The sequence below is a fragment of the Methylomonas sp. BW4-1 genome (genome assembly GCF_052474385.1).
The window spans coordinates 210,753-233,961 of sequence record NZ_CP184125.1; the positions used below are offsets into that span (position 1 = coordinate 210,753).

Genomic DNA, 23,209 nt, shown 5'->3' on the forward strand with positions numbered 1-23,209 from the left:
GTGATACCCATGACCGAATCATTGCCATTTTCGATCCTTAACCCCGCACAACCCTTACCCCCAATTCGGGATGGATTGGATTGGTTTCATCTTGCCAAGCCGGGAAAAAACCGAGGACTGCCGCTGTTCATCAGCAAAGTAGCCGCGGGTTTTCCATCGCCGGCCGATGATTATGTGGAAAAGACACTGGATTTGGAGGAATTGCTGATTCAAAAACCGGCGGCAACCTTTTTTGTCCGCGCCCAGGGCGATTCCATGCTCGGTGCCGGTATTCATCCCAACGACATTCTGGTGGTCGACCGCTCCAAGGAGCCGATGCCCGATAAGATCGTGATCTGCGCGGTCAACGGCGAATTGACGGTGAAACGTCTAATCGTTACCGATGGCCAATGGCGTTTGAAAGCCGAAAACCCTGCGTATCCGGATATTCCCTTAACCGATGACCTAGAAACCGTTTTCTGGGGGACGGTCACCAATGTCATCCATCCTGTCTGATCATGACGGAACAAGCACGTATCGGCCTTGTCGACTGTAACAATTTTTACGTGAGTTGCGAGCGCGTGTTCCGGCCGGACCTCAATGACAAACCGGTCATGGTGCTCAGCAATAACGACGGCTGTGTAGTGGCGCGTAGCCAGCAGGTTAAAGATTTAGGCATCAAAATGGGTGTGCCTTTATTCCAGGTGCAGCACTTGGTCAATCAGCATCAAATCCAACTGTTTTCGTCGAACTATACCTTGTACGCGGACATGTCGGCACGGGTGATGAGTTTGCTGGAAGAATTTACGCCGCGCATGGAAGTGTATTCCATTGATGAAGCGTTTTTGGATTTAACCGGCGTGTATCCTTGTTATCAAGATCCCATGGCCTATGGCCAACGCATCCGCAAGGCGATTGCTCGGCAAACCGGCATTCCGGTCTGTGTCGGTATGGGACCAACCAAGACCCTGGCCAAGCTGGCCAACTTTGCCGCCAAGAAATGGAAACAAACCGGCGGTGTCCTCGACCTTACCGACCCCATCCGTCGGGAAAAACTGATGAAAATCGTCCCCGTCGATGAAGTCTGGGGGATTGGCCGGCAAACCACAAAACGTCTTAATCAGTTGGGCATTCAAACCGTCTGGGACCTGGCCAACCAGTCGCCTAAAACCATCCAGGCGCAATTCAACGTCGTGGTCGCCCGTACGGTCATGGAACTGAACGGTACCGCCTGTCTTGATCTGGAAGACGTGGCGCCGGATAAACAACAGATTGTCTGTTCACGATCCTTCAGTCGCAAACTAACAGAGCTTGAGGAGTTAAGTCGAGCCCTGTCGGCATACTGTACCCGAGCGGCGGAAAAGCTACGCCGGCAGCAGTCTGTGACCGGTTGCGTCAGTGTGTTTATTCGCACCAATCCCTTTGCGGTTCAAGATCCCCAGTACCAGCGATCGGCGACCGTTAAGTTGGAGGCCGCCACCCAGGATACCCGCACGATTATTCGCGTCGCACTGTCGAGTTTAAAAGCCATCTACAAACCTGGCTTTAGTTATCAAAAATGCGGTATCCAACTGAGCGCTATTCGACCTGCCGCATCGCCCTCGCAGTTCGATCTCTTCGACTTGAGCTGCGAGGGTTCGCCGCCCGATAACGCCATCCTCATGCAAACCCTAGACACCATCAATCGACGCTTTCCCAAAGCGGTTACGATCGCGTCATCGGGCTTCGATAACAGTTGGAAACCCAAAGCCGAACGCATTTCACAACGCTACACCACCGATTGGCGAGAATTGGTCATCGTTCGCTAACCCCATGACTTAATGCAAGTTGTGCGATTGAGGTTGCTCCGACTCCAGTTGTATACACATCAATTCAAAATAGCGATCGAAGTTACCTGTGAATTCGATGATGGGGAGAAGCGCGGCGAAAACGACGCGGGGTACACTGACTTTGTTCAACAGTTCAATGATGTCTTCAAATACTGACTCAGCCTCATGGTCTGCCAAGAGCGGCCAAACGAATACGGTTGATAGCTCTTCAGCACTATCGAAAAATGCCACCCGAATTTCACTGGGTACGCCATCGACACCGTGTGTACTGATCAGTGCTTTTGATGTTTGATGATCTTGGGTTTCCGACGATGCCGTGTAGAAAAAGCCGACGGCATGCAGCAAATAGATGCCCGGTGAAACGGCCATGCTGAGCGCACTAGGTGTTGCAATATCCCAGATGACGTGCCCAGTTTGGCCGTTCATATCCTCTTTGAAGGCTTCGGACCATTGTTCAAGCCTGGGTTGATTCAATGCCTGGTCCATCTCTGAACAAAACAATTGACGTGTCGGATCATCCCAAACCACCACCCCAACCAAAAACCGCAAAACGATGCGCCCCTCCGGACTCGGCGTGAGATGCGTTCTGAACGAATGGTTCGATTCCGAGTATGAAATGCAGGACAGAGCTTGTTGCGTTAACTGACGGTTGATGTGACGAATTTGGCTGGGTAACCAGTTAATTTCTTCGGCTGCGAATAGTTCATCATGGATTGCGATAGCGTGGCCATCATTGATCAGTCCGAAGGTTTGGAACAATTGTTGAATACGTTGAGGATTGGCGATGCGATTCGGCAACGCCTTATCAAGATCGGTGATGATGGCCATCGGAATGGCAAATACGATCGCCGCCGCATTTGGGGCAGACGCTGACCCTACGTGCGTTAATTCGGCAGCCGAAATAATGCGTTCGGTTAACAGTAAACGCCCATCGATGTCAGTCGATCGTTGCATGGCAGACATCAAAATATCGTCCTGACCTTGCTCGACACAGTTCTCGATCATTTCCTGCAAATACGATTGGGACACCGACGATTCTGGATTGATGGCAAGGTGATAAGAGGTTGTCATGAGTGCCTGGACGAGTTGCTGAGAGGTGGCATCAATAACGGAATGGCTTTGCATATCATTTCTCCTGGGTTGAGGTTGAGGGGTAAACTGGAAATGAATTTTTGTGGAGCGTCCGGTGTAGGTAGCTGGTGACATCCATAATTTGCCTACACCCGCTTTTGCGTATTGGCCAACAGCACGTTGACGGCGCAAGCCACGACAAAAACGCCCACCGGGATGGCTTGCGGTGGAATCGGAAACGGCAGGGTCAAGCTGACCAACAACAGATACAGCGCGCCTAAAATCAGATAAAGACTGTAGCGGTGCGCCATGGGGCTGGGGTAATCAAAGTTGGTCTGGCTGATTTTGCGCCGCACCAGTCCGTCGACGACAAACGGCAACAATGCTGCTGCCAGGTACGGCAACCAGATGCAGGCGGTGGTCAGGCGCTTGATCATTTGAAAGATCGTGTCCCACAGCACGTTGAGTCGGCTTTCGATAAAGGGAAACAAATCGTTTCGTCCCACATCCTCGAAGCCTTTGGACATCTGCCGTTCGCGCTCGGTGGGGATGAAGTAGCGGAACACACTGTTTCGGATGCCGGTGGTGACGAACAAGCGATCAAACCAACGCTGCGCGGTGTGGCTGATCTGCGATTCTTTATCGGCGCCAAAATAGCCGATCATCATTTGATCTTCGGCGCGCTGCAGTTCACGCGTCCAGCGGTCTGACACAAAGCTGGCCACCAGGATCACTTCCAGTAGCCAAAGCATCAGGCTGAACAGCAGATTGCGCGTCATGAGCCAGCGCCTTGACGATTTCGTTGTTGATCCAATTCCGACCGCAGTATCGGCAAACGACCTTTGACGATCCGGCCACCGGATAACTTGGCGATGTAATGCAAGTCCGGCAGTTGACCCAACAATTGCGGCGCAAACAAATCGCCTTCTTCTTCCATCAGGCGTTCACCGACATTGCCGGAAAACACGGTGGGATTAGTCGCACTGGTGGCCACGCCCTGGGTGCGCATGATGTATTTCAATCGCGTCTTCGGCAGATTGTCGGTGATGTACTGCTGAGTTTCGCTGTCCATGATCCTGAGCGCGATCAGGTTATTGACGTTACCCAGTACCTGGCGGGCTTTGTCCTGAGAACCGGTGCGGGCTGCAAAATCGGCAAAGGTCTGGGTGGCAATGAACAGCCGAATCTTGGCGCCCCGGCCTTTGTTCAGGACTTGAATGAAGGGATCGTTGATGACTTCCGCCGCTTCGTCGACAAAAACATTCACCGGTCGCTCCGAGACGCCGTAGTTGTAACGGTCGCCGGCGACGGCGGCTAAGTCGGCCAACAGAATCGAGCCAATCGCACTGCCCACCATGCCATCCGATAACGAGTCCAGACCGATATAAGCGACCTGGGCTTTTTCGATGATGTGGCCGGTATTGGTAATCGGCCGCAGATCATCCACGTCATGGGGATTCGGTGACAGCAAAGGTCCCAACGAACCGGAGGTCAGCATGTTCATGATCGGAATCAAGGAGGCGACCATCTTGCTGAAATGTGCCCGGTCGTGTTCGAACAACGATAACAAGCCTTCCAAATCCAAATTGGGTAGTTGGTACTGCACGACCTCCCGGTAAAACCGCACCAATCCCAGCGCTTTGGAATCAATCTCCTTGGCATTCTTCAAGTAAGGCCGCGCCTCTTGTCGCCAATGACCGAGGTTGTTGTCGAAATAGCGTTCCAAGGCTTGAATCACCAGCGTTGATGGTCCGCCTTCAAGGTAACGGCGCAGCTTGACCAAGGTTGGCCGTTCCTCGATCACCATCAAGCCCTGAATCACGTTATCCAGCGATTTCTGACCAAAGGCTTTGAACGGATCGTTACTGCTTTCGCTGGGCGAAATGGCGCTGATGCGGCTGGCGATTTCCGACGGCCGGTTGAAATTGTGCAAGGGATCAAGGCGCACACTGTCTTCCGGAAACGCCGGGTGGAAATACACAAATCGATCCGGACGTTTCGCCAAGGTGCAGGCGCGCTTGGCACAAGCCATCAAATCCTTGTCGCCTTTGGGATCGATGATGATCACCGCTTCACCGCGCAACACGGCTTGCGTCACCAACACGTCAAAGGCGCGGGTTTTACCGGCGCCGGTGGTACCGACCAGCAACGTATGGCCGGCGGTATGCTGCAAGGGCTGACGAATATCACTTTCGGACACTTCCAATCCATGTATCCAGGCCGAGCCCATGCGTTGATGATCGCTGGGAATCAGGGTCGAGACATCCCGTTTCAAAATCTCGTAGGCCAACTGGGCATGCTTTTGCACCCAATCGAATCCCCAGCCGAACCACAAGGCCTCGGGATGCTGTTTCACCATGCCTGCCAGCTTTTCGGCATCCAGGTATTGGAACCGAAACTGCCGCAATCGGCGTTTGCGGTACCAGAGACTCAGCGCCGGCGACAATCGCCAACACGCCATCACCCCGCACGCGGTCATCAACCAGTCGAACGGCTCACGCGGTAGGCCCGACCAGCGACTGGTGAAATGCGCCAAACCGGCACCGCCGAGCCAGCCCGAGATGGCATACACCTCGAAGATGGGTCGCCAGGGAAACTGGTAGTCGTAATCGGATTTCATGGCTTAACCCGTACTTTGATGCCTTGCCCACGTCCCAGCACTTGGCAGTCAGGATGCTGACTGATCTCGCGCAGGAACTCGTAGCGTTTCAAGTCGGGATGTGCGTCGAGGTAGACTCCGAGTTCGTCATCAGAAACAGTGATCCAGTCGTCTTGCTGATCGGGATGGATGCGCAGTGTCGAGATCCACACGCCCACCGCCGGAAAATCTTGCCCAGGTTGCACACTCGGAATGACGTCGTCAGCGCTCGGTTTGACTGAAACCGTGACCGTAGCCGACGTTACGTCGGGGTCTGCTTGTTGCTTGTGACTGCGTAGTTTGGTTTTGGCGTTTCGCTGCTGGGTGGACTTTTGAAGGGTCGATGGATTGACGGGATCGGTACGATTGCCTGGTTTGACTTCGACATTTTCAGCAGGCAATGCATTTGGTGTGGCATTCGATGATTGAATCGATAAATCGCCTATCATGCGCAATAGCTTCTGCGCAGGTTCCTCAGCCAGTTGTACAACGCGTTGCTGCCCTAGGTTTTGTACTTTACGCATCGGAGACAACACATCGGTCACTAACCAGTTTTGATCGACCAATCCTTGAATGAACACCTCGCTTTCGATTTGCAGTTTTTGCGGAACGTCTGGAAACAGGCAAAACCATTTGCCTTGTCTTTCAAAGAGGTCGCCGTTCCATGACCACTGCCCCTGAGCGATTCGGGTTACGATCTCGAACAGCCACGAGCCGGCCTGTCCATGATTGCGGAGCCATAAGGCTTCCAGGTCTTGGATGGATTGGGATTGGGTTTGCTCAGTCACGATGTCCGCTACAGGGTCTGCTGAAGACTTGGTATCGCCATCCACGCTCGGCGCGCATGCGTCCTCGACAAGGGTGGTGGGTTTGTCGGTATCACCGTTATCCGATTCAACGGGCATAGCTGGGGATAACGAGAGCTGCGCTTGGCTATTGCCACCGGGAATGACCGCCAAGGTTGGCATCTCGCGGTCGGTTGATGATGACTGCGAAACCTGCTTGGGTTTGATCGGTTTGCGAGATTTGACTGCTTCAGTCTTTTCCGGCAATGCCTGGTATTTGGTTCCTGGTTGGGATGGTGTATTAGATTCCTCGTCCTCAACATCAAATCCTTCGATCGCAGCCGGCGGCTCATTGCTGAAAATTGATTCCAACGATGCCAAACGCAGCATGTAAAACACGGCATCTAAACCATCCGGTCTGATGCGCCAATAGCGATACTGGCGGCCTGCGGTATCGCGTTTGGGAATTGCCAAACCACGTTCGATCAAAATATCCGCCAAGGTATCTTCATCGCGCGGAATACCGGGCACTTTGTCTTTGGCCAGCAAACCGACGATGTCTTGCGCGCCAGTCCGCCAAACAATATGCACACCGGATTGAAATCGCCATACTCTGGCGCCTTTGTCATTGACCAACCAGTGGCCGGATTTAATCAAGCGCCGCATCGCATCGAACAGATACCGCTCGACCGGCATGCCCAACGCCGCATCGACCGAATGCGCATGGGTCTTCAAATCGCGTTCCACGCTTTTGCAATCAGCGGTAACCACTAACTCGTAGAGCTTGCTGCCGCGATCCAGACCATGCAACGTTTCCAATAGCGCTTGCATGATCTCGGGCCCCGGTTCCAGCAGGTAGGCGCGCGACTCACGGGTCAGCACCCGCTCGATAACCAGTGCCGAAAACTGTTGGTGGCGCTTATGACGGTTCTCTCGCCAGCGCAAAAAATAGCGATCGATATTGTGTTGTGTCGCCCAGTCGATCAGATTTTCGTCGCAAGGGTTCCAGGTGTGCAGTCCCTGACTGTCGGTGACTGCAATGTCGGACACTGGTTTACCTATATCGTGCAATAAACCGGCAAAACACACGGCCAATCGCCAGCGCGGCTCCAAGGTTTTACGGGTTTTGGGTGTGGTGTCGGTTGCAAACAGCGAACCGTGCGATGCCAGCGTTGCCCAATGTGCGACTTCAAGGCCATGCCGAAACAAACCACCGGCGCCGCGATGGTGATGTGATTCGGAGGCCGGCAACAAATGACTGAATGCGGCATAGCGCGTAATGACCGGTAGCGCGATGGTCTGATATAGCGCATCAGGTAGTGCCAATGCCTGCTCGATCGATTGAATCAGCTCATTTTGGGTGTCCAAAACGCGTTCCACAGGAGCGGCAGGCAATCCCTTCATGAACGGCGGATAGCGGGGTATCTCCTCGCTAGATGCGATTGTCTCCTTGGGCATAGGTGTTTTATCACCCCAAAGGCGTTGACTCAATCGCTGAAAGAAAGTCGGATACGTCGTTTCCATAACGGCGCATCCTGACAGAGAAAAATTCAATTGATCTTGCAATAAATTTCGAATTCGCAATTTATTGCAGGATGAATTGAAAAAATGATGATTAATGTACGGGGCTTTTCAAAGCTTGGAGTCATCATGAATGCACCAACCCCGTATTTTTCGAAACAACGGTTATCTCCCGTTTTATGCTTGATACCCCTGATGTTTGGCGCAGCCTGCACATCGCCCGTCTATGATGATTTGACCATCAATCAATCCATCATCGAGTCATTGATCGTGGATACAGAACACCCTTGGCGACAGGAGAGTGCCTGGCAACTGGGTGGACTAGGCGGTGCCGTATGGCGTCCGTCAGCTATTGAACATGTCGTTAGACAATCGGAACCAAACTGGCGATCGGTAACCGACGGCGTTTATCCTGTCACTCAGGAAACATCTGACAAGATTTCAAACGGATCTGATGTGAACGTTGCGCTAAGCAGATTCGCCATGGATGCGGACAACGAGCCATCTAAGATCGAAAGAGCCTGGCGAAAATATTGCCGTCATCAGTTGGATATGAGCTTCTCAGAACGGGCCTTGATCGATTCAACCGAGATCCCTGAACAGATGCGGCATGGCTGTGATCCTCGCAGTTTGTTCAAATAGGTGGCATCATGACCAACACGACAAGTGATGCTCTGAACAATCTGGAAGACCGTTTTCAAAAGCTGGTCACTCGAAAAAAAACGCAACAACTTCAATCCAACGCTCTAGTCACGTTGCCGCAATGGCCCAACGGTATGCGAGGTACCCCTAATGCCTGTTTGCGCAGCGCCTTGTTTGCCGGCGTTCAGGGTAATGAGCGGATCGCTTACAAAAAACGCACTCTACTGGCCGCCGTAGACGGTATCGAAGTGCGCTATTTAGGCGTCCAGTTGAATCAATCGGATCTTGATGTTTGGATGCAGATCGTGCATTTGTCCAGACAGCAATTGCCGGGTTTCTGTGTCACGTTTAGTGCCTATGCGCTATTGGCGTCCCTCGGCCGCAGCAGTGGTAAAAGTCAGCATGAATGGCTGAAAGAGTCCATGGCTCGGTTAGGTGGCGCTTTTGTTGAAATCACCTTTCAAGGCCGACATACCTTTGGTGAAAAAGGCTTTCTGCGCTACTACCGTGACGAAAACACTCAACGTTATGTCGTGGAGTTGACCGAATCCATGTTACGGCTATTCGAAGAGGGATATACCCATATTGAGTTTGAACAGCGGCAGCAATTGCGCAAGCAACCGTTGGCGTTATGGCTCCACGGATTCTTATCTTCGCATGCAGCGCCATACCCGATGAAAGTCGCGACGATCCACCGATTGAGCGGAAGCAGTGCCAAGACTTTGCGTGATTTCAAATACCGTTTGCGTAAAGCTCTGGATGCATTGGTCAGCATTGGTAGTATCGAAAGCTACGTGATTGGCGATGAAGCCGTCAAACTCCAAAAACGCCCATCCCCGACTCAGCAGCGATTTTTAAACGGCAACAGCCACTGAAAAGCACGGCATTCGACCGACGCTATTTTGGCCCGGTCGAGCGCCATCGATACGGCATTCGACCGACACCGACACGGCATTAGGCCGACGGTGGCACGGCATTCGACCGACGGACACGGCATTAGGCCGACAAAAAGCACGGCATTCGACCGACAAAACTCACGGCATTCGACCGACGCATCCATCTCTTTTGAGAATCGCTGCAGACCCTGTCTGGCGTGACCTACAGCGATTTTCAATGACTCAAAAAAACGGGTGCTAATCTATTTATAATCTTTTTTTAATCTTAATAAGGGGCTACGCCTCTGTGGATAACTTACCCTAGGCATCCTTTTCTCATGCTGAGTTGGAATGCATGGCCATTTGCAACTGCCGATAGGCATCGCGCAATTTACCAAGCAATGCCAATTGTTTGCGAAGCCTTGCAAACTCGTCTTCCAAGTCTTCAACCAAGCGCTGCGACCAGTCTGGTTCGCCTCTCAATGTCCTCTGCAGGGAATAGCGATGACCCAGACCTTTTTTCAAATATTGGCAGATGGGTTTGTTCTGACCGTTTTGTCGCAGAGTGGCCATTCGGTACCATTCGATGCTAAAGGTCAAGCTGGTATCTCGGCGACGAATCCGCACACCTATATGCCCACGTTCTTTCAACGAGACCTGTTTGTGTTTCTGATTGAGTTGTCGCCAATAATCATCGACCAACATGCGGGCATGTGCATGTAATTGCTCAGACTGGCTTTGCATCCAGGATAGGATGGGATCATCGGGCGGCGATTCCGCGTTTTCAGTGTGTTGTTCATTACTCATCGAAAATCCTAATACTTAACTTCAGGGATTTAGGTTGCGTTTCCCTGAGGAAGACGTGGGTAAAAATCGAGGGCTATAAACCCATCGGCATTCGATGAGATGTAAATCCTGATCAGGTTTTGTCAGCGGGGCTTCCCTGAACTATCAGGGAAATGGTTTCAGAAAAATGGCTACTTAACTGCCTTTAGCCTTGTCAATTTGGCTTGGCTAAATCCCTGTTCAAACATACATCGCAGCAAGTCAGGCAATTTCTCAGCGAGCTTTCCCTGAATCATCAGGAAAACATCTTGAGGATTCCTGAGCAGGTTTTGATCTCATCACAACCTATCGCTGATAGTACCGATTCAAAATCAGCCAACCCCTGCAACAAATGCCTAAATCGCAATTTATTGCAGGTATGGGCAAAAAAATCGGCGGTATCGTGCATCTTTTTGCGAATTCGCAATTTATTGCACGATGATTGCCATTTTCTTGGGTGGACAATAGGGCATGATCAAAATCCACCGCCTCTTGCTGTTGCTGACTTACTGGCCGCCATTCGTGACTGCTCAAGGAGATGCTGTCGTTCTATCGCCGTCCGTTCCCTATTTCGAAGACAAACAACGTGGCTGGTTTTGGTATGAGGTGTTGCCGGAGCCGGTTAAAAAAAGAGCACAACCCGAAACCCAAGTCGATCAGGAAAAGCCCAAGCCTGACAGTAAACAACCCAGCGTCGTTGAGGCTGAAGTTGATCACAAAGCTCAAGCCCAGACTGCTGTAGAACCTCAACCCCTCTCATCCGCCTGGTTGAAGCAAAACCTGGAGCATTACCTGAACCAGGCGATCGACGATCCCAGTCCCGAGAATGTGGCCGCGTTTTATTACCTGCAGCGGGTGATGATGGACAAAGCCGAGCGTTTTACCAATGCTGCCCGTTACGTGGTGATGTCCGATCCGCAACTCGATGAAACCGTGCGTCGGCCAGTGGCAACCTATGCCGCCAATGAAGCCAATCATCAGGCCGGCGTGGTGGCCGAACGCGCCTTGAAAGCGATTGCTGCGCAAGCCGGCATTTTGTTTTTCTTCCGCTCCGATTGCCCGTATTGCCATGTGCAGGCACCGATTCTGGCGATGCTTGAAAACGCTTATGGATTCAAGATTTATCCCGTGTCGCTCGATGGTTTGCCGATGCCGAATGGCTTTTTCAGTCAGTTCAAACGTGATAACGGTCAGGCGGCGATGTTGGGCGTTGAACAGACACCAGCGCTGTTTCTGATAAAACCACCCAAGCAGATTGTGCCGTTGGCGCAAGGCGCCTTGTCGTTAGAGGAAGTTACCGGACGGATTCTGCTGGCCGCCAAGGAAGCAGGTTGGATCGATGCTTCGGAATACCAAACTACTCAGGGTGTTCGTAATACACCGATGTTGTTACCGGCCGCCGGTAGCATCATCCCCTCGGTCACTCAAGATCCACTGTCACTGATCCAGGCATTGCAACGCAGTGCGCAAATGAGGAGCACACCATGAAGTCGATTTCATTGTCTCTGCGGTATCGCCAGGTGGTGGTCTTGATCCTGTTGGTCGAGAGTGCCACGCCAGCTTATGCCGATCTGCAACAAGAAATGGACAGCATGTTCGGCACCATGACCAACTTCACGGCGCCGACTGCGCATTTAGGACAGCGCCGTGGCGTGATTACCGGCGGCAGTTTGGTGGCGCGCAATGGCATTACCAACACCAACCTGGTGTCGTTCGTGCCGCCCTCGTTCAGTGCCGGCTGTGGCGGCATCGATTTGTTTGCCGGCAGTTTCAGTTTCATCAACTTCAACCAGTTCGTGCAATTGCTGCGCAACGTGGCCGCCAATGCCTCAGGTTATGCATTCCAACTCGCTGTTGGCGCCATGTGCCCTTGGTGTGCGTCGGTGATGACCGATCTGCAAAAGAAAATTCAGGAGATGAACCAGATGTTCAGCAACTCCTGCCGTTTGGCGCAAGGCCTGGTTAACGACACGGTCAAAGCCTTCGACCTGCAAAGCAAAACCAATCTGTCCAATGCCTCGTTTACCCAAGGCATCAGCGATGTGTTTTCCAGTTGGACCAATACCAGTACCTTGGGTGATCCGGTACAGCAGATCAAGCAGAACGACCCGACCGATATGACCAAGATCATCCAAGGCAATCTGGTCTGGCGGGCCTTGGTCAATCAAAATGCCGGTGGCTGGTTTAGGTTCGGCGGCAACAGTTTGCTGGAAGCGGCGATGAGTATATCCGGCACAGTGATCGTCGACGCCCCACAAGCGGCCCCCGACGGCAAGGGCGAGAATAATGCCATCAGCGCGCCGCCGCCGGTGTTGCGGATCAAGGATTTGATGTACGGCAACGACGCGGGTAACAGCTATCAAACCGTCAGGCTGTATACCTGTTCGGATGGCCACGATGCCGATCAGTGTCTGAAACCCATTGTCCAAAACGTCAATCTGGTCGGCTTGAAACAACGGGTGATGGAGATCCTGTTGGGTTCGGCCAATACCGGCAACGGACTAATCTACAAATTCTCGACCAACAGCGGCCAAATCACCGACAGCGAAAAAGCCTTCATGCAAACCGTGCCGGATGCCATTGGCGGCATGATCCATAACCTGGCGAGGGAAGATGCCGGCATTGCCAAACTGTGGGCCGAAGAAGCGGCGCCGGTGATTGCCCTGGAACTGGCACAACTGATCGTCAACGATTTGCTCACTGCCGTGCAAACCGCCGCGCACATGAATGACCATGCCTACGCCAAATTGCTGATGGATGCCTTGAAGGATGCCAGGGAGCAAATCCAGGACGAATACGTCACCATCGCCGGCCGTTATGGCAATCCTCAAACCCTGATGGCGTTTTACCAACAGTTGATGACCACCGTGAAGCCTAAACACTACGGCACCGTGGCGCAATTGCCGGCTTCCGGGGTGGCTTGGCCAAGTCCTTAAACGCTCATTCCTTGCGTCTCCCCGCTATGTATTTCTTCCTCGTTTTATAAAAGGCAGGTTGCCCATGTTTGAAATCTTCTCCGTGGGCGATTCCGCCTATTTGCAAGCTGTACTGAATGCCATCGCGATGATTTCAGGTACCGGCGATTACCGTACCGCGGCGGCCGTCGGCGGCCTGATCGGCGTCATCATCGTTATGCTCAGGGCTTTGTTGCAATGGGATGGTCGCGGCATTCGCTATCAGGATTTATTGCTGGCCTACGTGTTGTGGTTGATGCTGTATGCGCCGTCGGTGCGGGTGTCGATCGAGGATGCCTATACCGGCAGCGTAGTGGTAGTCGACAATGTGCCGTTGGGTCCGGCTGTCGTAGGTAGTGTGATGTCGAACATGGGTTATCGCACGACACGGCTGTTCGAACAAGGCTTTGGCACACCGTCGATGACCGGCAATGGCTTTGCCGACAGTTTGCAGACCTTGACGGCGGTGCGGAAGAATTTGTTGTCGCGGGTTAATCTGGGGGCAGCCAATGTACCGAATGCCGGTAGCGATATGGAAACCTCGTTTGCCAACTACGTGCGCGAATGTACCTTGACCGGTGTCGATCTGAACCTGAAATCGGTGGATGCCATCTTGCGCGATGCTGATCCGTTGAATGCGATCAGATTTGATTCCGACATTTACATGACTCAAATCTATGTCGGTGGCCAACCGCAAACCAAAACCTGCACGGATGCCTGGGCGGATTTGAGCGTAGTGGCCAACGGTAATTTCGCGACAGCGCTAGAAGGGTTGTTGCAACCGACCTTGGGTGTACCGGCGGCGGCCGATACGGTGCCGAAAATACAGGATGCCTTCGATGCGCTGGCCGGCCCCGGCGTAGTCGATGCCGCCGATTACATGCTGATGTCGGCGATCATGCCCATGTTCGAGAAAGGCGTCATCGGCCGGCATGAAGACGGTTTGCATTGGAACAAAGCGGCGATGGTCGAACAAGCCATTCAGCAACGCAATACCCAATGGGCGGCCGAACAAACCCTGTTTGCCAAGATCGTGCGTCCGATGATGGCGTTTATCGAAGGTTTGAGTTATGCCATCGCCCCGATTATGGCTTTCGTGGTGATGCTGGGCAATGTCGGCATCCGGATGAATATCGGCTACTTCTCTATGCTGCTGTGGATCCAATTGTGGATGCCGATACTGGCAGTGATCAATCTATTCATCCAGATGTCGGCCGCCGGTAAAATGGCGGCATTGACCACGGCCACCTACAATCTGCCGTCGATGATGGGCATTTACCAGCTGGACATGGAGTTGCAGCAATGGCTGTCGATCGGCGGCATGCTGGCGGCGTCGACGCCGGCCATTACCTTGATGCTGATCTACCGTGGGGCCGTGACTGCGACGCATTTCCTGGGACGGATGGACGGCGGCGATTATGTGAACGAGAAAATCGCCACACCCGATGTGATCAGCCCGGCGCCGGTATTGAATGCCCAATCGCAACATCAATACAGTCCGTTGTCTGCGGTCACCCAAACCGGCGTCGACAAGGTGCTGCCGACATTCACAGCCGGCAAGGATATGAGTGCTGCCGTATCGTCGGCGTACAGTGCTTCCGAACAAGCCACCAATAGCTTCATGCACAGCGTGTCGTCGACGGCGTCGAAGTCGGCCAGTATCGCCAGTGATGCCTTCGACAGCCGTTCATTGGGCAATCAGATTGCCAGCAGTTCCAGCTATACCGATGCCTATAATCGTCAATTTGGCGAAGCTTTTGCCAAGAAGCATGCTGATACTGGTATTTCTGCGGATCACTTTTCGGCACTAGTGGCCGGTAGTGCAAATGCCGGCGGCAAGACCTCAAACGATAAATTGAGTGCGGCGATTTCGGGGCGGCTCCAGAATGACTTTAAAGTGGGTCAGGACAAATCTGATGCCATTGCCGCCGACATCAGTCAGACCGTCAACGACAGTCAGGGCTATCAGGCCGGGTTGGCGAAAAGCCTGGCGCTGGATGCGCAAACTGGAACTCGAAACGTCGCTTCAATGGGGCTACAAAATCAATCGTTGTCCTCGTTGCAAAACATTGCAACCGATGCGGTATCCGCCAGCGAATCCTATCAACAAACCCTATTGGCCCAACAACGCTTCGGGACGCAGGCGATCTTCGGCGCTGCGGAAACGGGATACAAAATCGCGCATGATCCCGGCTTGATGGAACGCCTGGATCGGACATTGGATCAATACGGCTTGCGCGGCGATACGCAACGGCTGGCCTCGCAATGGAAAGCCGCCGGCTGGATCAGCGATGCCGATCAAGCCTATGCTGCCGCCGGGATGTCGTTATTGACAGGATTCTCATCACCCAGTTACCGCACACTGGATGACCAAAAATCGCACCAGGCACACATCTCGGGTTATCAACTGCTGGGCGATGCGTTTAATGCACCACATGCCGATCAAAGCTGGGATGCCAGCCAGAACGAATCGCTGAAAACCAATGCACCGGAAACTGGCAAGGTTCAGACGACCGTAGAACAAGCACAGCTGAAAGACCCACGCGCTGAAACCGAATCGCTAAATCAGCGTGCTCAGGCACAGATTGGTTCAGCGACGGGAAAAATTGCCGGCGGCGAAGCCCGTGTTGAAGCACAATACGATCGTAACCTGGCTGAGCGTGAACAAAACTCAAAAGAAGGTTTTGGGCAATTGGCGAATGTTAAAGCCGAGCATTTTAGGCAATCGATTGCTGCAGCTGCCAATGACACGCCTTCTGCTGCAGAGGCTTCCTATAATTTTCTGGGGGGGAGTCTTTACAATACGGCGAAGAACATTGAGGCTAGCGGTTCAGCGGGTAGCCAATACGTCAAACAATTCAACGAAGGCTATGAGGTGGCTCGTTCAAAAGGCTCTGATATGTGGGAGTCGGTTAAATTTGCTGCTTCTCAGTCATACCCTGGGTTTATGGAGGCAACCCGAGCTTGGGCGGATCATCGGGTCAACGAGGTAGCTGACAGATTAACGCCTAATCAACAAGCCTATTATCGTGCCGCCCTATTTGAAGCATTCGCTGGGATTGATGTGGGTGGCACACAGATTGGCGTTCTCGATAAGCTTAAGCAGCAGATGATTGACGAGGATGGAAGTGTCGAAGGGAACAATATCGCTAAACTGCTCCTAAGCGCTGCGGGCCAGAATCGAATGGATTTAGTCAACCAAATCGGTAACTACAATCGTGCGTTGGGTCGAGTCAATTATTAGTGGGAAGAACGCTGGAAGCAAATTAGTCCCACCACCAGACCTCGAAGCAGAATTATCATGAAAAACGCGCCTATGTAGCCTGCCAACTCACTGTGAGTTATAGCGAGCAACATACCGATCGTAATTAGCGTTAACCAATAGTAGTTGCTCTCGTGAGATAGCTTTGACGCTAATTGTTCTATGCCTTGGAAAAGTAATTCGGCAAGAAATGTGACGCCAAAAACCACAGCGCCATAGAAAGCTACGAGGCCAATCTGGCCGGACACGATGTTTAAATCGCTCATGACAAACAGCAACAGGCAGCAAACAGCCATGATCAATAATTGCCTCAGAATGGCTAGTGAAGGCATTGGAGTATGTAATCGATTTATGAATCGCTCAAATCCGCTTTGGAATTTGGTGAACGTAGCGCCACAAAACGGGCAAATCGATTTCAGTGGCTGACCATAGTAAATGACGACCCTCGGCACCATTGCTCGGTTACATTCATGGCAATTTACAGTGGCGTGATGTCCGGTAAACATTGTTTGGACGGATCCGGATTGCTGAATAGCGGTGCTGGCTTTAAATCGGTTTGATAGAGAGGATGACATCAATAACTCCCGAATATCTTGGTGCGATTATCGTACGTGGATATTGCTGGATTTCCAAGTCATAATATTGAAATTATTGGATTTTTATACGTTAAAGTTGATATGTTTACACCCTCAGTCTGACTCAGACCGAGGGCTCATTTATTTTGTCTTTTAGCGCAGAAACCGGCTTGCTTCATTTGCAATTTGTCAGCAACGAATTTAGATTTCTGACATTTGAAGTATTGCTATGAGTCATTTTGCTGAGAATATTTTATCTACAGCCCAAGCGTTACCTGAGGGAAGCCTTGCAGGGTGTGCGAGCGTCATTACCCCGTTGGATGGCCCTTGCCGTTAGCGAAGCGAAATAGTGCAGGCTGAGTCGTGGTTTTTACCCAGTCGTGCAGACCAAGCTGAAGCGCTCGAAATACGGCGGAATTCAAAGAATTCGAAAAATATCAGCTACTGCCATCCATTTTTAGCATGCCAAGTCCTATCGAGACGACCATCCGTAGAGATTGTTGCCAACACAGGTAAGAGAAATTCACGCAAATCGCTGATTACTTTCTCCAGTGACAGCCGGGCTAACGCATTTTTTCTTAGAAAGCCCTGCCATTGTTTTTCTTTCTGTGAATCGGTGAAGAACTCGTCACTTAAGCCAATAGGCACTCCCTGGGGAATAGCCGTTCGCCGTCGTTCGAAGGTTGCTGTAACAGCTATGACTAGCAACGCACCTTCGAAGTTAGAGTGATTTGCCAATACCCAGAGATCGAAAAAATCCTTCATCCGGCTATTCAACATACCCAGTGACGTCAGTGCTTCCAGCTTTTCAGCAACGACCGTGTAGCGGGGATAGGCGCGTATTTTTGGTGCATCCATACCCGGCAAAATAACCGGGTAAAAGACATCCTCAGGACCCGGTACCACCGAATCACCGAAACCAACGTCGATCTGTACCGGACAACGAGCGCTATCGAGTAAACCCATCAGCGTCACTCGAACACCGGCATAATTTGCTTCTTTCCGAATTTCGGCAGCCTTGACGGAATCGGGCTGGAACGCAATGCCGTCCTCAGCATCAATCCTGCAAATGTCCTGGAATACCTTTTCCAGATGAGGAATTTCTGCAGTTCCGAAACCCAAAAAATCGGCGTCGTGAGTGGGTCGGTGCGGTACATCGAACCACAAGTCGAACAGCAGAGCCCCTTTAAGCAGAAATTGGTCGCGCTGTTCTGAGAGACTCAGGCGATAGAGCAGGCGCTCCAATGTGTACCGAGTCAGTAACAGGTTGTAATCCAGTTTTTCTGCCCGGGCTTTGTTGAGCAGACGATCCCGAATCGATGCCCCCATGTTTCGAATGCTCATGCCAGACTATCCAGATAGGGGCGCATCACATTGGCGACGCGGCATACCTTGGCATAGCGCCAAATTTCGTCGCTGGTCATGCGCTTCTCGTGCCAGGCATCGCGTAGCGCTTCCAGGGCGACATCAAGCCCGATTTTGTTGCGGTACTTGAAGCAATCGGCGACGGTCTTAGCAACACCGGTAATACGAATGGTTACGCCATCCACGATGTGCTCTTCAACACCTTCAGTCAGCGCGGCGCCCGAGAAACGGACAATGCGAAGCGGTGGATAGTCAAGCTTGGGGGCGATGGCTTTATTTTCGATGGCCAGCCACACTTCGAAAGGCGCTTGGGTTGTTATTCCATGAAAACGTAGCGCTGATAGCAGACAGATGATGCCCTTGGGTACCCTTAGCGCCACTTCCGCCATCGATCCGTGAGCTGAAATCTCACGCCCCGGCAATCCGTATAGCCCTCGTCCGACGCGTTCAAGCTGTCCCCGACGAACAGCCCGGGTCAAGGATACGCGGGGTATGTCTAATGGCATGAGATCACACGGGCGGATTAATCCGCGCAATCGTGCTAATTCGATTAGTCTGTCAGCAGTAGTATCCATGGTGATTATGGTGTTGCATAATCTAGGTAAATGTCAATAAATACCGTTTTATTGAAACATTTAAGGTGCCGAACGAAACGCGAAACCTAGTATTTAAGTTGAGCGATATTAGCGGAACCGCTATGACTATGTTTTTCTGACATTATTGAGCAATGTGCAATTATCCAAAATAAAGCGAGTCGAGAGGCATCGAGATTCAGCGGATTGAATCTTACTTTAATGGGTATTCGCTTTTTTTTGGGCAAAGAAAAATGGCCTGCATAATGACTGGATTACTCGCCGACACTCGCCAGAATTTTGTTGATTACCGTAGCCGAAATTCGAAAATCTGAACGGTGCAAGACTTCAAAAGCTGCTCGAGCCGACGAAATCAAGCCTCGTTTTTTGGCTAGGCCAATGACAGCGACTGTACCGACGACCTGTAGTTGATATTCTTTGGCCACAGCCCGGCCGGCACGTTCGTCCATGATCAGCAAATAGTGTTCGGGTGACGATAACGCGATGTTGATGCAATCCGTTTCACCAGCGTCCAGATCAATGTCTAAACAAGGTGTGATGGATTCATGCCATACCGTTAGCCAACCTGAATCGAATGCCTGAGCCAGCGCTTGTTCACCTGGCGCTGATTTGCCGGGTAACACTTCTTGTTTCACCGATTCGGGTACGAAAACCTGGCCAAATAACTGGGGCAGCCAGATTAACCCCTCCACCAACGCCAAACCGTTCAATGGACTGGCATCGACAATTACTTTTTTGGCCATCCGCGATCAGGCTTGGTTGAGCCACTGGTCCAGGGTATCCAAATCGTCCTCGACTTCATCTGTCGTTTGCTCGATGACGGAAATACCCTGGCGCGAGACGTGCGCAATAAAGTTTGCCAATGGCATATCGGCCAGTTTTGCGGAGCGGGCAAGGGATAAATTTCCGTCTTTGAATAAGGCTGTCGCCAAGGCTTTGCGCACACCCGGCATACCAATGATTTTGGCGGATTTGAGGCCGACCATCACCGCGTCTGGTTCGTTTCGATTCATAACCAGGACCATGTCCTCGTGAGCCATGCGTAGTGCTTCGCTGGGGTTGTTCTTTAGACCGCTGACATTCACTGTTTTCATAGCCAGGCTACATAGGAAGATTGAATGGGTGGATTATATCCCTCTGAATTGAGATGGGTGCATAAAGTTATCCGAAGGACTGCCTGGATAATGCCCTCTTATGCGACCAACACTAATCTCATCATTCAAATGGTTGTCAACAGTTTTCTATAACTGTGAAAATCGACCATTAGGGGATTATTTCGTGCAAATGAGCGTTTGCCCACTTCACGATTTTTGTGGCGTTGCCCCAAACCAGTACATTTGTACTGGTACGTTTGTAAGGTTGACGTGGTCATTTGGTGGGATATAGTTCTCTGTACGCTAGACGCAGTCAACTAGTTATTGGTAAACCATATAATTCTAGGAGAGGAAATGCCCCCATCAATTCATCTGCTTTCCCTGCAGATACAAAGCTTACGGAGCGAGTATTTCAATTTGAACTGCGAGAAATATCACCACCATTTGCTGGTATTGAGCTTCTAGCTTTTCCATGCGATCAAACCACCTATGGGACAACTGGCGCATTGGTAAAACTGGAGGGTTGTCCTTCAGGCGGTAATTCCACCATCATCTATTTTCACTGTGCTGATTGCGCTGTTGAAGAGGCACGAGTCAAAGATGCTGGGGGGTTCAGTTCATCGTGAAAAAATGTCGATTGGTGAGTACGGTTTCATCTCATTAGTAACGGATACGGAAGTCAATATGATTGGCTTGCATTCAATATGAGCTGTCTGAAAGTTATTGCTTTACATTTTGCTGTAGAATCAAATTTACCAATTTCTGACCTTATCTTCAAAAATTTAGTAGGTCAGTTAGAGCTACACAACCCACTACAGTTAAAATAAAATAGGGTCATTATAAACGCCATAAACACATGGTTACATATTGCGGAAAGTCGCAAACTTTTTCTTTAGCGAGAGGCCACCAGACTTTATACTTTAAATATATAAACGTCTGGCAAGCCTTAGTGGTTGTTTAATCCCATTTGGATTGCACTAATGTCTACACATAATATATTTCGATTAAGCGTGCTCATTTTGGTAGTCGTTGGTTCAATTCTGTATGCTTTATTTAAGAAAGCCGAGGGCGTCGCCTTGGTCACTTCACAGAAGCAAGCGGAACTGGCACTTCTAGAACTCCAAAAATGGGGCACCTTCCTCATTGGCTTACAAACAGGATCAATTGGCGTAATGGGATTTCTTTTTGAAAAGGTTGCAACTAGCCCGAAGCAAGGAGTTGTGAGCAGCGTAAATGAATCCATAGCTAACTTAGCAGCTAACTCTCCACAGGCACTCTCTTCATGGTTGTATACGTCGGGAGTATTTGCTCTAATCTTCTTTGGTGCATCAATTTTGGTTGCGACCTGGCTATTAGGCGCAATTCCTTCTCTCATGATTCGAACAAAAGAAATAGATTCTGTCGAAAATGATGTATTTCATATGAGTTTGTTCAAAATGCAACGTTGGCCGGAAGTTGGTCCGATGACTGGACTTCAATACATTTTGTTTTCATGCGGTTTGATAATGTTTTCGATATTCGTCTATATGCGAGTGCCATCGTCGGGTTAACTATATATATTTTCGAGAACAGGCGGTTAAATGATTTGTTGAAATACTATTTCATATTGGGGAATCAGTCCAAATTTTGCATAACTAGAGCGATGGTCACTTTTAAAAACAGAGATAATAAGACTTTTTACTAAACCCTATGAGGTCAAGAGATGGATTTTGATTCAAGCTGCATGATTGATATTGACGATGGACGACTAGTTAGTAGTCGCCAAGAGCTTGCTGATATTTTTAATAACGCAATCAAGAGTGAAAAGCCAATTGTGTTGCATTTTCATGGGGGACTTGTTGGTCGAAGCAGTGCCATTGACGCGGCAATCTCCAACAAGGCTTTCTATGAAATTTACGATGCTTATCCGGTTTTCCCCATCTGGCGAACGGGTTTCCTAGAAACTCTAGGTGATGTATGGATAAAGATTGCCAGTGAACAACTTTTCCGCATGTTAATAGACCGCGTCTCAGGTTGGGTCCACGGCCAGATTCTAAATGTCCTTGAAGGTGGTCGAGACTGGAGTACCTGAGCGCACATTGCCTCCTGTTACCATTGAAATTATGAGGGAGTCAGGAAAGAATGATGGCGACTTTGCAGCATCATTTTTGCATAATCTTAATTTAAAAGGATTAAAAGACTCAGATCTCAGACTAACTGCAATTGAAGAAAAAGGAATTCGCAATAGCTTAGCGAAGGATACAGAACTAAAGGTGGAAATCGATGCAATTCTAGCCGGCGCTGGTTTAACCGTTTCGACCGATACTCGCGATCTTGATGGTTTTGATGCGCAAGCACCAAAGGCAAGTATTGCAGATAGGGCTGTGTTAACCCAGTTAGCCAGTGATGCTAACACCCGCTCGATTGGGTTCGGTTCAGCTATAAAAGTGTTAGGTATTATAAAAAAAGTATTGCAAAGGTTTATGGAAGGCAAGGATCACGGTCTCCATGCAACAGTTGTTGAGGAAGTTTTGCGTGCCTTCTATATAGGTTCAATTGGAACAACGATCTGGAGTGACATGAAAAATGATGCCCTTTCTGCTTTCAATAATGGCGATGACTGGGCGGGAACCGCGATTATAAATGAAATTGCCAAAGTGCCTAATACGCAAAGGGTTCTGCTGGTAGGTCACAGTGCAGGAGCAATTTTTATTAGTGAATTGATGAAAAGTATCGGGGCAAACCTAAGACCGGTTGAAATTATATTCCTCGCACCAGCTGTTCGTACTAAGCTTTTTGCAGAAGGTATAGTGCAAAATCAAAGCCATATCTCTAATTTCAGAATGTATTCAATGTCCGACGAAAATGAGTGCAAAGATACATTGATTCGCGATTTACCAATAGTAGGTGATCTGACTTGGTTCTATCCACGATCACTTCTCTATTTCATTTCAGGCTTACTAGAAGGTAATGAAGTAGATGCTGACGTGTTAGGTTTGCAGCGTTTTCAACAGCCGAATTGTTGGAATGCCGGGCATGAATCTGTCGCTTCAGCTAGGAATTTCTGCTCTGCTGATAATGATCGCACTTATTGGTCTGTAAATCAGGTTATAGATATAAAACGTTGCACAAATTCGTTGAGCCATGGAGGATTTGGAACAGGCAGTGTTCAAAATACAACGATGGTGAGTGTTGGAAATATACTTAAAACCGGTTGGTAAA

General features: G+C 50.5%; 20 protein-coding genes and 1 pseudogene. 10 read left to right on the forward strand and 11 right to left on the reverse strand.

Annotated elements, in window-relative coordinates; all coding sequences use genetic code 11:
• Positions 1 to 9: 9 nt before the first annotated feature.
• The gene (locus ACH5Y9_RS00980; protein WP_445368167.1) at positions 10 to 495 is read left to right on the forward strand and encodes a LexA family protein; all 486 of its coding nucleotides are present in this window, start codon (positions 10 to 12) and stop codon (positions 493 to 495) included.
• A gap of 2 nt (positions 496 to 497) precedes the next feature.
• Positions 498 to 1,787 carry a Y-family DNA polymerase gene (locus ACH5Y9_RS00985; RefSeq protein WP_445368168.1) on the forward strand — a complete coding sequence of 430 codons (1,290 nt, stop codon included), beginning with the start codon at positions 498 to 500 and terminating at the stop codon, positions 1,785 to 1,787.
• A 9-nt stretch (positions 1,788 to 1,796) separates the two neighbouring features.
• Here ACH5Y9_RS00985 and ACH5Y9_RS00990 read toward each other — a convergent pair whose 3' ends face one another.
• The 4 genes from ACH5Y9_RS00990 to mobH all read right to left on the reverse strand — a co-directional run bounded on the left by ACH5Y9_RS00990 (position 1,797) and on the right by mobH (position 7,670).
• Complete coding sequence (locus ACH5Y9_RS00990) at positions 1,797 to 2,933, reverse strand: hypothetical protein (RefSeq protein WP_445368169.1); 1,137 nt, start codon at positions 2,931 to 2,933, stop codon at positions 1,797 to 1,799.
• 92 nt (positions 2,934 to 3,025) lie between these two features.
• On the reverse strand, positions 3,026 to 3,658 hold the full coding sequence (locus ACH5Y9_RS00995; protein ID WP_445368170.1) for a DUF4400 domain-containing protein: 633 nt from the start codon (positions 3,656 to 3,658) through the stop codon (positions 3,026 to 3,028).
• The gene (traD, locus tag ACH5Y9_RS01000) at positions 3,655 to 5,499 is read right to left on the reverse strand and encodes a conjugative transfer system coupling protein TraD (protein WP_445368171.1); all 1,845 of its coding nucleotides are present in this window, start codon (positions 5,497 to 5,499) and stop codon (positions 3,655 to 3,657) included. Before traD ends, ACH5Y9_RS00995 begins: the two co-directional genes overlap by 4 nt.
• Positions 5,496 to 7,670, reverse strand: a complete 2,175-nt coding sequence (gene mobH, locus ACH5Y9_RS01005; RefSeq protein ID WP_445368172.1) for a MobH family relaxase — start codon at positions 7,668 to 7,670, stop codon at positions 5,496 to 5,498. Before mobH ends, traD begins: the two co-directional genes overlap by 4 nt.
• A gap of 240 nt (positions 7,671 to 7,910) precedes the next feature.
• On the opposite strand from mobH, the gene ACH5Y9_RS01010 reads away from it, so the two are divergent.
• Both ACH5Y9_RS01010 and trfA read left to right on the forward strand, forming a co-directional pair.
• A complete protein-coding gene (locus ACH5Y9_RS01010; RefSeq protein WP_445368173.1) occupies positions 7,911 to 8,465 on the forward strand; it encodes a hypothetical protein in 555 nt (184 codons plus the stop codon).
• Positions 8,466 to 8,473: 8 nt separating this feature from the next.
• Positions 8,474 to 9,340, forward strand: coding sequence for a plasmid replication initiator TrfA (gene trfA, locus ACH5Y9_RS01015; RefSeq protein WP_445368174.1), 867 nt, complete (start codon positions 8,474 to 8,476; stop codon positions 9,338 to 9,340).
• Between the two features lie 336 nt (positions 9,341 to 9,676).
• Here the strand turns inward: trfA and mobI are convergent, their stop codons facing one another.
• Entirely contained in the window at positions 9,677 to 10,147 is a 471-nt protein-coding gene (mobI, locus tag ACH5Y9_RS01020) for a conjugative transfer protein MobI(A/C) (protein WP_445368175.1), read from the reverse strand.
• A 489-nt stretch (positions 10,148 to 10,636) separates the two neighbouring features.
• On the opposite strand from mobI, the gene traF reads away from it, so the two are divergent.
• From traF to ACH5Y9_RS01035, 3 genes are all read left to right on the forward strand, one after another.
• Positions 10,637 to 11,653: a conjugal transfer protein TraF gene (gene traF / locus ACH5Y9_RS01025; RefSeq protein ID WP_445368176.1), complete on the forward strand. Its 1,017-nt coding sequence runs from the start codon at positions 10,637 to 10,639 to the stop codon at positions 11,651 to 11,653.
• Positions 11,650 to 13,101 carry a conjugal transfer protein TraH gene (locus ACH5Y9_RS01030; RefSeq protein ID WP_445368177.1) on the forward strand — a complete coding sequence of 484 codons (1,452 nt, stop codon included), beginning with the start codon at positions 11,650 to 11,652 and terminating at the stop codon, positions 13,099 to 13,101. The genes traF and ACH5Y9_RS01030 overlap by 4 nt, the downstream gene beginning before the upstream one ends.
• 64 nt (positions 13,102 to 13,165) lie before the next feature.
• Positions 13,166 to 16,363 (forward strand): conjugal transfer protein TraG N-terminal domain-containing protein, encoded by a 3,198-nt coding sequence (locus tag ACH5Y9_RS01035; protein ID WP_445368178.1) that lies wholly within the window; start codon positions 13,166 to 13,168, stop codon positions 16,361 to 16,363.
• Here the strand turns inward: ACH5Y9_RS01035 and ACH5Y9_RS01040 are convergent.
• The 6 genes and pseudogenes from ACH5Y9_RS01040 to ACH5Y9_RS01065 all read right to left on the reverse strand — a co-directional run bounded on the left by ACH5Y9_RS01040 (position 16,360) and on the right by ACH5Y9_RS01065 (position 20,008).
• The gene (locus tag ACH5Y9_RS01040; RefSeq protein ID WP_445368179.1) at positions 16,360 to 16,956 is read right to left on the reverse strand and encodes a hypothetical protein; all 597 of its coding nucleotides are present in this window, start codon (positions 16,954 to 16,956) and stop codon (positions 16,360 to 16,362) included. The genes ACH5Y9_RS01035 and ACH5Y9_RS01040 overlap by 4 nt on opposite strands.
• Positions 16,957 to 17,397: 441 nt before the next feature.
• Positions 17,398 to 18,300, reverse strand: a complete 903-nt coding sequence (locus ACH5Y9_RS01045; RefSeq protein ID WP_445368180.1) for a nucleotidyl transferase AbiEii/AbiGii toxin family protein — start codon at positions 18,298 to 18,300, stop codon at positions 17,398 to 17,400.
• Positions 18,297 to 18,710, reverse strand: a complete 414-nt coding sequence (locus ACH5Y9_RS01050) for a type IV toxin-antitoxin system AbiEi family antitoxin domain-containing protein (RefSeq protein WP_445369932.1) — start codon at positions 18,708 to 18,710, stop codon at positions 18,297 to 18,299. Before ACH5Y9_RS01050 ends, ACH5Y9_RS01045 begins: the two co-directional genes overlap by 4 nt.
• 39 nt (positions 18,711 to 18,749) lie before the next feature.
• Positions 18,750 to 18,896: pseudogene (locus tag ACH5Y9_RS01055) on the reverse strand (type IV toxin-antitoxin system AbiEi family antitoxin domain-containing protein); the annotation flags it as partial.
• 272 nt (positions 18,897 to 19,168) lie between these two features.
• Positions 19,169 to 19,657 (reverse strand): DUF3368 domain-containing protein, encoded by a 489-nt coding sequence (locus ACH5Y9_RS01060; protein WP_445368181.1) that lies wholly within the window; start codon positions 19,655 to 19,657, stop codon positions 19,169 to 19,171.
• Between the two features lie 6 nt (positions 19,658 to 19,663).
• Positions 19,664 to 20,008 (reverse strand): UPF0175 family protein, encoded by a 345-nt coding sequence (locus ACH5Y9_RS01065; RefSeq protein WP_445368182.1) that lies wholly within the window; start codon positions 20,006 to 20,008, stop codon positions 19,664 to 19,666.
• A gap of 980 nt (positions 20,009 to 20,988) precedes the next feature.
• Between ACH5Y9_RS01065 and ACH5Y9_RS01070 the strand changes: the two genes are divergently transcribed.
• The 3 genes from ACH5Y9_RS01070 (at position 20,989) to ACH5Y9_RS01080 (ending at position 23,208) form a co-directional block, all read left to right on the forward strand.
• On the forward strand, positions 20,989 to 21,558 hold the full coding sequence (locus ACH5Y9_RS01070) for a hypothetical protein (RefSeq protein ID WP_445368183.1): 570 nt from the start codon (positions 20,989 to 20,991) through the stop codon (positions 21,556 to 21,558).
• Between the two features lie 152 nt (positions 21,559 to 21,710).
• Positions 21,711 to 22,079, forward strand: a complete 369-nt coding sequence (locus tag ACH5Y9_RS01075) for a hypothetical protein (RefSeq protein WP_445368184.1) — start codon at positions 21,711 to 21,713, stop codon at positions 22,077 to 22,079.
• Positions 22,045 to 23,208: a hypothetical protein gene (locus tag ACH5Y9_RS01080; protein ID WP_445368185.1), complete on the forward strand. Its 1,164-nt coding sequence runs from the start codon at positions 22,045 to 22,047 to the stop codon at positions 23,206 to 23,208. The genes ACH5Y9_RS01075 and ACH5Y9_RS01080 overlap by 35 nt, the downstream gene beginning before the upstream one ends.
• Position 23,209: the final 1 nt, after the last annotated feature.